This window comes from uncultured Veillonella sp. (genome assembly GCF_905209685.1).
Taxonomy (GTDB): domain Bacteria; phylum Bacillota; class Negativicutes; order Veillonellales; family Veillonellaceae; genus Veillonella.
Genome location: NZ_CAJLUB010000081.1, coordinates 1 through 8449 on the forward strand (window position 1 = coordinate 1; position 8449 = coordinate 8449).

At 37.5% G+C, this 8449-nt stretch carries 7 protein-coding genes; 2 read left to right on the top strand and 5 right to left on the bottom strand.

What is annotated here, in order from left to right:
- Positions 1-205: 205 nt before the first annotated feature.
- The 5 genes from QZ055_RS06565 to QZ055_RS06585 form a co-directional block, all read right to left on the bottom strand.
- Entirely contained in the window at positions 206-1159 is a 954-nt protein-coding gene (locus tag QZ055_RS06565; protein ID WP_295825448.1) for a M23 family metallopeptidase, read from the bottom strand.
- 12 nt (positions 1160-1171) lie between these two features.
- Positions 1172-1693: a DUF4446 family protein gene (locus QZ055_RS06570; protein ID WP_105089981.1), complete on the bottom strand. Its 522-nt coding sequence runs from the start codon at positions 1691-1693 to the stop codon at positions 1172-1174.
- A 194-nt stretch (positions 1694-1887) separates the two neighbouring features.
- Complete coding sequence (gene hydF, locus QZ055_RS06575) at positions 1888-3129, bottom strand: [FeFe] hydrogenase H-cluster maturation GTPase HydF (protein ID WP_295825450.1); 1242 nt, start codon at positions 3127-3129, stop codon at positions 1888-1890.
- A gap of 256 nt (positions 3130-3385) precedes the next feature.
- Positions 3386-4315, bottom strand: a complete 930-nt coding sequence (locus QZ055_RS06580; RefSeq protein ID WP_295825453.1) for a ParB/RepB/Spo0J family partition protein — start codon at positions 4313-4315, stop codon at positions 3386-3388.
- A gap of 146 nt (positions 4316-4461) precedes the next feature.
- Positions 4462-5232, bottom strand: coding sequence for a ParA family protein (locus QZ055_RS06585; protein WP_005384850.1), 771 nt, complete (start codon positions 5230-5232; stop codon positions 4462-4464).
- A 911-nt stretch (positions 5233-6143) separates the two neighbouring features.
- Between QZ055_RS06585 and QZ055_RS06590 the strand changes: the two genes are divergently transcribed.
- Both QZ055_RS06590 and QZ055_RS06595 read left to right on the top strand, forming a co-directional pair.
- Positions 6144-6911, top strand: a complete 768-nt coding sequence (locus QZ055_RS06590; RefSeq protein ID WP_295802666.1) for a methionine synthase — start codon at positions 6144-6146, stop codon at positions 6909-6911.
- A 49-nt stretch (positions 6912-6960) separates the two neighbouring features.
- Positions 6961-8449, top strand: a 1489-nt coding sequence (locus QZ055_RS06595; RefSeq protein WP_295825456.1) for a homocysteine S-methyltransferase family protein, incomplete at its 3' end; no start/stop codon positions are given.

Below are 8449 nucleotides of genomic sequence, written 5' to 3' on the forward strand. Positions count from 1 at the left end.
TTCGCCGGTATAAACTTGTACATAGGCCTTCATAGATATACCTCCGTTCATATACTTTTATTTTACAATATATATATACAAAAGAAAAGAAAAAGAACTTGCTATTAGTGCATTTGCACGCATAACAAGTTCTTTTTCCTATGAATTATGTTTCATGTTACATATATCGTAAAGGATATTACGTATATAGTATTGGTTTTACCTATTAGTTGCTAATTGGCAAGAAGATCATAGGGTCTGTAGGAGATCCATTGAGGCGTACCTCATAGTGAACGTGGGCGCCTGTACTTTTACCAGTACTACCCATCAAGGCAATTGTTTGACCTTGTTTTACGCTCATACCAACCGTTACCAATACAGCACTATTATGACCATACCGTGTTACGAAGCCATTACCATGGTCGATTTCAACAAGATTACCGTAACCGCCCTCTGTATAACCGGCAAAGGTTACAACGCCAGCAGCAGTAGCCACGATTGGTGTACCATAGTCATCCGCAATATCTACCCCTTCATGGAACGCACCGATAGCGCCCGTTACAGGGTCCACACGGCTACCAAATGGAGAGGTAATAACGCCCTTGCTTGGCCAGATACTTGGTGTAGTGTTATTCGTAACACCACCAGAGCCAGCGGAGAAGTTGATGGATTGCATAGCCATAAGGTCTTGCGCACCACCATCGCGAAGGATATTACGCATTGTATAGAAGCTAACTAACAATTTTTGTGCGTCCTTATCCATTTTGGATAGACGCGCTGATAATTGTGCCGCCGTCAGCGTCTTTACTTCGCTTTCATCAGCGGCTGGCTGCTTTGGGTCGCTACCGTCCCCGCCACCTTGAGATGGTGTGCCAGATTCAGCGCCCTTCAGCATTTGCTTGTTTTCTTCGCTAATTTGATTTAAGTTTTGGATTTTCTTATCTAGAACATCTGTCTTTTGTTGTAATAATTTCAGCTGTTCCGATTGCAATTGTGTCTGTTGACGTAATTGCATCACCTCAGCTTGGCGCACGATGCCCCAAATGCCGAGAACCAACGCCGCGATGATTAAGATAGAGCCAACAACGGCTGCTATTTTCGCCTGCTTGGTTGTTAATGTCAATATGCAGTTGTCACCATTTCTTTCAACTTTGTTTGAAATAAATGCCGGTACTTTCAATACAAACCTTCCTTATTTAGAAACGATGGCGCTCGTTAACGCTTCCTCATTGGTGCGTTCGCCCAACGCTTCGTTCAAACTCTCTAATTCTTCTTGTGAAAGACTTACGAGACTTTTACCTTTCACAATGGGTTTACTAAAAATACGGGATTCATTACGACCGTAAATACTGGAGATACAGATGCCGTTATTGTTGCCGTCAAGCAATGTAAGCGCAAAGGACAAATCATTACCGATATTTTCAAAGGCGTTATATTTAATAAAGCCAATTTTTTGTATCGTATTGCTTTGAATATTGCGGATCGCCGCTTGCTCGGTCATCATAGTCTCAAGACCCTTCGCAGCATCGCGAATTTCGCTAACCTCTACAGATAATTTACGTTCTAGGCTCGCACCATTGTCCCCTTGCATAAAGAAATCGTATTTCTTTTTAAGACTCCCTAAGCGAATGTGCAAGATGACACAATACACTAACAACGCTATAACAAGGACGATGGTTGCCATGCCAATCCACGGTTGAATCGATTCGAACATGTATATTCCTTCCTATACAATCATTCAAACTCCAACACTTAATTATACCATTCTTATTGTGAAAGTTAAATGACTGCATACAATTTAATTTAATATATCTAATATAGATAACGATACCTATATAGTAATTTATATAAAAGTATGTAATGCTGTATCTCAATCCATGTATTAGATACATATTACAATACTATTTATTAGCCCTCTAATTCGTCAACAAATGGGCTTATCGCTCGTTCTAGTATACCATGTAGAGCGGCTATGAGTACACCGTAATTTACGATTGATGTGCCTTGTACAACGGCACATTCAATGCGTCGTAATACCTCGCGGCGTGTGAGCATACAAGCACCACAGTGGATGATTAAATCATACTGAGATACATCTTTTGGGAAGGCTCCCCCACTCGTAAATTCTAGCTGTAAATCTGTATGCCCTTGCTTTTTAAGAAGATTAGGAATCTTAACAGTTCCAATATCATCGCATTGACGGCGATGTGTACAGCCTTCGCTGATAAGCACCTTAGAGCCTGCTTTCAAATTCTTAATTGCCTCTACACCAGCTACTAAGTCCTGTAATTTTCCTTTAAAGCGGGCCATCAAGATAGAGAACGACGTCAACGGAATTGTATTAGGTGTTAACTCATCAACTCGATCAAAGGCTTGAGAGTCACAGATAACCATCTTAGGTGGGTTCTTAAGAGAGTTAATCATAGCCGGTAATTCTTCTGTTTGGCACACTAACGCTAATCCTTTGTAATCAAGAATTTCTCGAATGGTTTGTACCTGTGGCAAGATAAGGCGCCCTTTCGGAGCTGCGCTATCAATAGGACAAACAAGAATGATAGTATCCCCCTCTTCTACTAAGCCCTGTAATAGAGTTTGTTCACCTTCTACATCAAGTGGTGTTAATCCGCCCAGAAGATCGAGTAATTCTAAGCGTTTAGTCTTAGATGTAAAATCAGCGGACCCAATTACGGTAGCTAAATCAGATAATCCCTTATGAGTTTCAACATAAGCAGATGCATCTACTTTATTTTCTTCTTTATTTTCTGCATTAATTTCATTAATAAATAATGCAATAGGCACATTATTTTGTTTTAAAAGCCCTAACCAGTGCATATCATCAGCAGTTGGTTCTTCATCGGTACGAAGTACATAAACAGCGAGGTTAATCTTCTTCACAACCTCTTCTGTTTTCTCCATCCGCAATGTACCTAATTCAGTTGTATCGTCTATACCAGCTGTATCGGTAATAACTACAGGTCCTAGTGGTAAAATCTCCATAGATTTGCTCACAGGATCTGTCGTTGTCCCTGCCACCTCAGATACGAGGGATACAGGCTGATCAGTTAACATATTAATCAATGTAGACTTACCAGCATTACAACGACCAAAAAAGCCAATATGCACGCGGTTTGCTTTAGGTGTTTGTTCCATAGTCTATCCTTGTTACTTAACATAACAGTAAAAGCGCAGCCCGTAGACTACGCTTTCACCGTGGATTGTAAATTGTATTTACATTATACAGAATTGTTATCGATTTGTCATTACTAAATTTACATAATTCGATATCAAATTTAGTATACCAATTATGTTATTTAATTAAAAATCCACTATATATAGTAATTACGTAGTAATAAAGAGTATATAGTTATGCATTGTAATTGCTATTACTATTACTATTGCTAAAGAATTAAACTCTAAATTCTACAGTTTCCGTATCATCTGTATGCTCTTGACCATCCATATAAGCAATGAGTCGTTCTAATTCTGCTTCAGAGGAAAAGGCAATTTCAATCTTACCTTGAACCTTTTTACCAGCGCGGAACTTAATATTTACAGGAGATCCTAAGCTTAATTTTAAACGATCCATAAGAGCACGTACCTCTGCAGTACTTTGCGGCTTAGCAGCCTTCGCCTTAGGCGTTTTATTTTGCATAGACTTAACAAGAGCCTCTGCTTGACGTGCACTTAATTCGCCCTCTTTAATGCGTTCAGCAGCTTCCATTTGTTGAGCTGCACTACGCAATGCCAACAATGGACGAGCTTGACCTACTGTTAAGTCACCTTCGATTAGATCTTTTTGTACAGAATCACATAATTTCAACAAACGAACCATGTTTGCAATATAAGAACGGCTGCGACCTAGACGAGCAGAAATCATTTCTTGTGTTTGTTTGTAAGTATCCATTAAACCTTGGTATGCCAAAGCTTCTTCAATTGGATCTAAGCCTTCACGTTGTAAATTTTCAACGAGGGCTACCTCTGTCATTTCTTCTGTATTATATTTCTTTACAACAACTGGTACTGTTTCTAAGCCTGCAATAATAGCGGCACGGTAACGACGTTCACCAGCTACAATTTGGTATTTATTCTTTTGTTTACGTACTACAATTGGTTGGAAAATACCAAGATTTTTAATAGACTCAGCTAATGTGGCTAAACTATCTTCATCAAAGCTTTTACGAGGTTGATCTGCATTCGGAACTAATTCAGAAATTGGTAGTTCGTGAATCTCCTTTTCAGGTAATACAGACTCTACAGTATCTACCTTCATTAAGTTTCCAAGGCCCTTCCCCAAGCCAGATGATTTACTTTTCTTACTTTTAACTTCTCTAGGCATAACTAACCTCTCTCACCTTACATATAGTGGCTATATTAATTAATAACACTCAATTATTTAATAGCCAATGCATTAATTCTACTAATCTCAGACATTTGTTTAACTAAACACTTAGCCATTTAGCTCTTTCAGCTATATATAACCATTTATTTAGCTTTTGATGCTTTAATTACTTCTTTAGCTAATTTAGTATATACATCAGCACCCTTAGATTTTGGATCATATACGATAATTGGTTCACCATAACTTGGCGCTTCGCTAAGACGTACATTACGAGGAATAATAGTCTTATATACTTTATTGCCAAAGAATTTTTTCACTTCATCAGCTACTTGGATAGATAAATTTGTACGACCATCAAACATAGTTAACAAGACACCTTCAATTTCAAGGTCTTTATTAGATGTTTGTTGCACAATTGTTATAGTTTTTACTAATTGGCTAACCCCTTCTAATGCGTAGAATTCGCTTTGAATTGGAATCAATACGCTATCCGCTGCAGTGAAAGCATTTAGAGTTAATAAGCCAAGGGATGGCGGACAATCAATGATAATAAAGTCGTACTCATCGCGTACCGGTGCTAATGCTTTTTTCAACATTGTTTCACGTGAAACAACGGAAACGAGTTCCACTTCTGCACCAGCTAATTGAATTGTTGCAGGCGCTACAAATAGCTTTTTAAGCATTGTAGGCTGAACAATATCAGCAATAGGTTCACCATCGATTAGAACATCGTGTACACAGAGTTCTAAATCATCTTTTTCAATGCCTAAACCAGAGCTAGCATTACCTTGTGGATCTAAATCAACAAGCAATACTTTCTTACCAGCATCAGCCAAACAAGCGCTCAAATTCACGGATGTTGTTGTTTTACCAACACCGCCTTTTTGATTAGTAATAGCTATAACTTTGCCCACTTAATTCACCTCACATGTTCGTTCAAAATATTTCTTTTTAATTATAACATAAAACAACGATAATTACGGTAATTACAAATCAAATTCTAGAAAAATATCTATAATTTCATCTATCATACACATTATTTCAAAAATTATATAGTTCATATCAGCAAATATATAGATCTAATCTATATTTCCTTTAAATTATATAATTATATACCTTAATTGTTTCACGTGAAACAATTTACTTTTAATTTTTCAAAATATATTTGAGTAAAAACTTATCTATAAATGTTTCACGTGAAACATTTATAGATAATCAAAATTTTATAGTTACTCAAAACGTAAATTTATAGTTGTTCAATACATATTTTTTAACATAAAAATTTTTATAGTAAAAAAATAGAGTTGGTATATAAATATATACCAACTTATAATTTTTACACATATTTTTTCACACAGTTTTATTTTGAAATAACTAAGCTAAAAAAATTACAACCCAACTAATCTAAAATATATAACTAACCTAAAAATTCAATCCGCTAATTGAAATAGTTAAGCTAATAAAAATAATTCAATTGTTTCACGTGAAACAATTAGAAATAAAACAGTAAGATCATGAAGCAAATATAATAGATATAATAGATATAATACTTAAAACAATTATATTTATAACTTTTAGGATTAAAATATATTTCGATATAGCTTCAAGTTATACCAACGCACTACAAAATTATATGAGAATACAGGCCCTATATGCTTTGACAGGCATTATCGATATCTATATACTATTAAATAGATAGTAATTATATTTATAGGCGTAAAATAGATAAATCTTGAGATTAATCTAATCTATAAACAATATACTAATATTAAGTACACGCTCTACGGATACGCAGAGCTTTTTATTTTGAAAAGGAGGCGTTTCCATGCCCATTTATAACGGAATGCTTCCTGCCATCGATAAAGCAGAAGTAAAACGATACGCAGGACTTCGTCATGCAGAGGATTTTCCTCAAAATTACGTAGACGAAGCATGTAAAGAAATCCAGTTATTAGCTACACCTAAAGGTGTATATCAAGAATATGATTATGATGCTGAAACAAAGACAATTTTGAGCAATCCACCGCTTAAAATCGAAGGTTCCATCATAGAAAAACATCTAGAAAAGTCTACTAAGGTCTATGTATTAGGGGTAACAGTAGGCGAAGATGTAGAGATTCGTAGTGAACAGTTATTCAAACAAGGTAACTATACTGTAGGTTTATTACTTGATGCAGCAGCTACAACAGCAGTAGAACAAGTAGCAGATCAAGTAAATGAAGTTATCAATACAATTGCTAAAAAGCAAGGCTATAAACCAACATGGCGCTTTAGCCCTGGCTATGGTAACTGGCCATTAGAAATTCAGCCACAACTAGCTAAAATTATCAAAACAGAGATGATTGGCTTACAAGTAACAGAGAATTATTTATTGTTCCCACGTAAGTCTGTAACAGCTATCATCGGTTTGATGCCAGCTAACGAAGACATCAAAACTAAACGCGGTTGCACATCTTGTTCCCAAAAGGATTGTGCATCTCGTAAATTACCAGAAAAGGCGTCTGTAACGTCTAATAACGAAGGCGAAGAGGGTTGTAACAAAACAACAGCTGAAGCCTCTGGTATCGCTATGAAAGGCCAACCAACAGAATAATGTTTCACGTGAAACATTGTAACATTTAGGATGATAAAGGAAGATGTTTATGTATATATTTGACGGTGCTATGGGCACAATGCTTCAAGCTGCAGGCTTAGAAGAGGGCTATTGTCCAGAATTATTTAACGTAGAAAAACCAGAAGTAGTAAAGAATATTCACGCCCAATACTTACAACATGGCAGTGATGTTATCACTACAAATACATTCGGTGCTTGTGGTCTTAAATTAGAAGATTACGACTTACAAGATCGTGTAAGAGAAATAAATATTGCCGCTGTAAAGGTAGCAAAAGATGCTATTGCAGAGTTTAAACCATCTGCACGTGTAGCCGGTTCTATGGGTCCTACGGGTCGTTTCTTACAACCATTGGGCAACATGAGCTTTGACTCTATTTATGACACATACCGCGAACAAGCTGAAGCATTGATCGAAGGTGGCGTAGATTTCATCATCATTGAAACTATCATCGACGTACAAGAAATGCGCGCCGCTTTATTAGCATCTCTTGATGCTCGTGAAGCAGCAGGAAAGACAAAAGAAGATGTACAAATCATCTGTCAATTTTCTTTCAGTGAAGACGGTCGTACTATTACAGGTACACCACCAGCAGTTGCAACTACTATCGTAGAGGCTATGGGTGCTGATATTATTGGTATTAACTGTTCCCTTGGACCTGAACAAATCACACCTCTTATTGAGGAAATTGCAAGCGTAACAAACTTGCCAATTATCTGCCAACCAAATGCAGGCATGCCTCAATTAATCAATAAACAAACTGTATTCCCACTTACAGCAGAAGAAATGGGTCCATTGATGCTTCCAATCGTAGATGCAGGTGCAAGCTATGTAGGCGGCTGCTGTGGTACAACACCAGCTCATATTCAAGCAATTTCTGACGCTGTAAAAGCACATACACCTAAGGAACGTGCTCACGTAGAACCTAAAACAATCATTACTAGCCGTACTAAATTGTTAGAATTAGGTCACAATACAAAACCTCTTATCATTGGTGAACGTATCAATCCTACAGGCCGTAAAGTTCTTGCTCAAGAGTTACGCGATGGCTCTTTCATCCGCGTAAAACGCGATGCTTTGGACCAAGTAGAAGCAGGTGCAGACATCCTCGACGTAAACATGGGCGTAGCTGGTATGGACCAAACTCCATTAATGGAACGTGCTATCTTCGAATTATCCATGCTCGTTGAAACTCCATTGTCCATCGACACATTGGATCCAGCAGCTATGGAAGTAGCTCTTAAAAACTACCCAGGTCGCGCTCTTATCAACTCCGTAAATGGGGAAGAGGAGTCCATCACTCACGTTATGCCTTTGGCTAAACGCTATGGTGCAGCTTTACTTTGCTTGCCAATCTGCAGTGGTGATTTGCCTGAAAAAGCAGAGGACCGTGTTGCTTTAGCTGAAAGCATCGTAAATCGCGCTTATGGTTATGGTCTTCAACCACATGACTTATTACTTGACCCATTGGTATTAACACTTGCTAGCGGTGAAGATAGTGCACGCCAAACATTGCGTA

Excerpts from the sequence above, each read along its gene's own strand:
- QZ055_RS06580 (WP_295825453.1), bottom strand. The coding sequence starts at position 4,315 with ATGCCTAGAGAAGTTAAAAGTAAGAAAAGTAAATCATCTGGCTTGGGG.
- QZ055_RS06570 (WP_105089981.1), bottom strand. The coding sequence starts at position 1,693 with ATGTTCGAATCGATTCAACCGTGGATTGGCATGGCAACCATCGTCCTT.
- QZ055_RS06590 (WP_295802666.1), top strand. The coding sequence starts at position 6,144 with ATGCCCATTTATAACGGAATGCTTCCTGCCATCGATAAAGCAGAAGTA.
- hydF (WP_295825450.1), bottom strand. The coding sequence starts at position 3,129 with ATGGAACAAACACCTAAAGCAAACCGCGTGCATATTGGCTTTTTTGGT.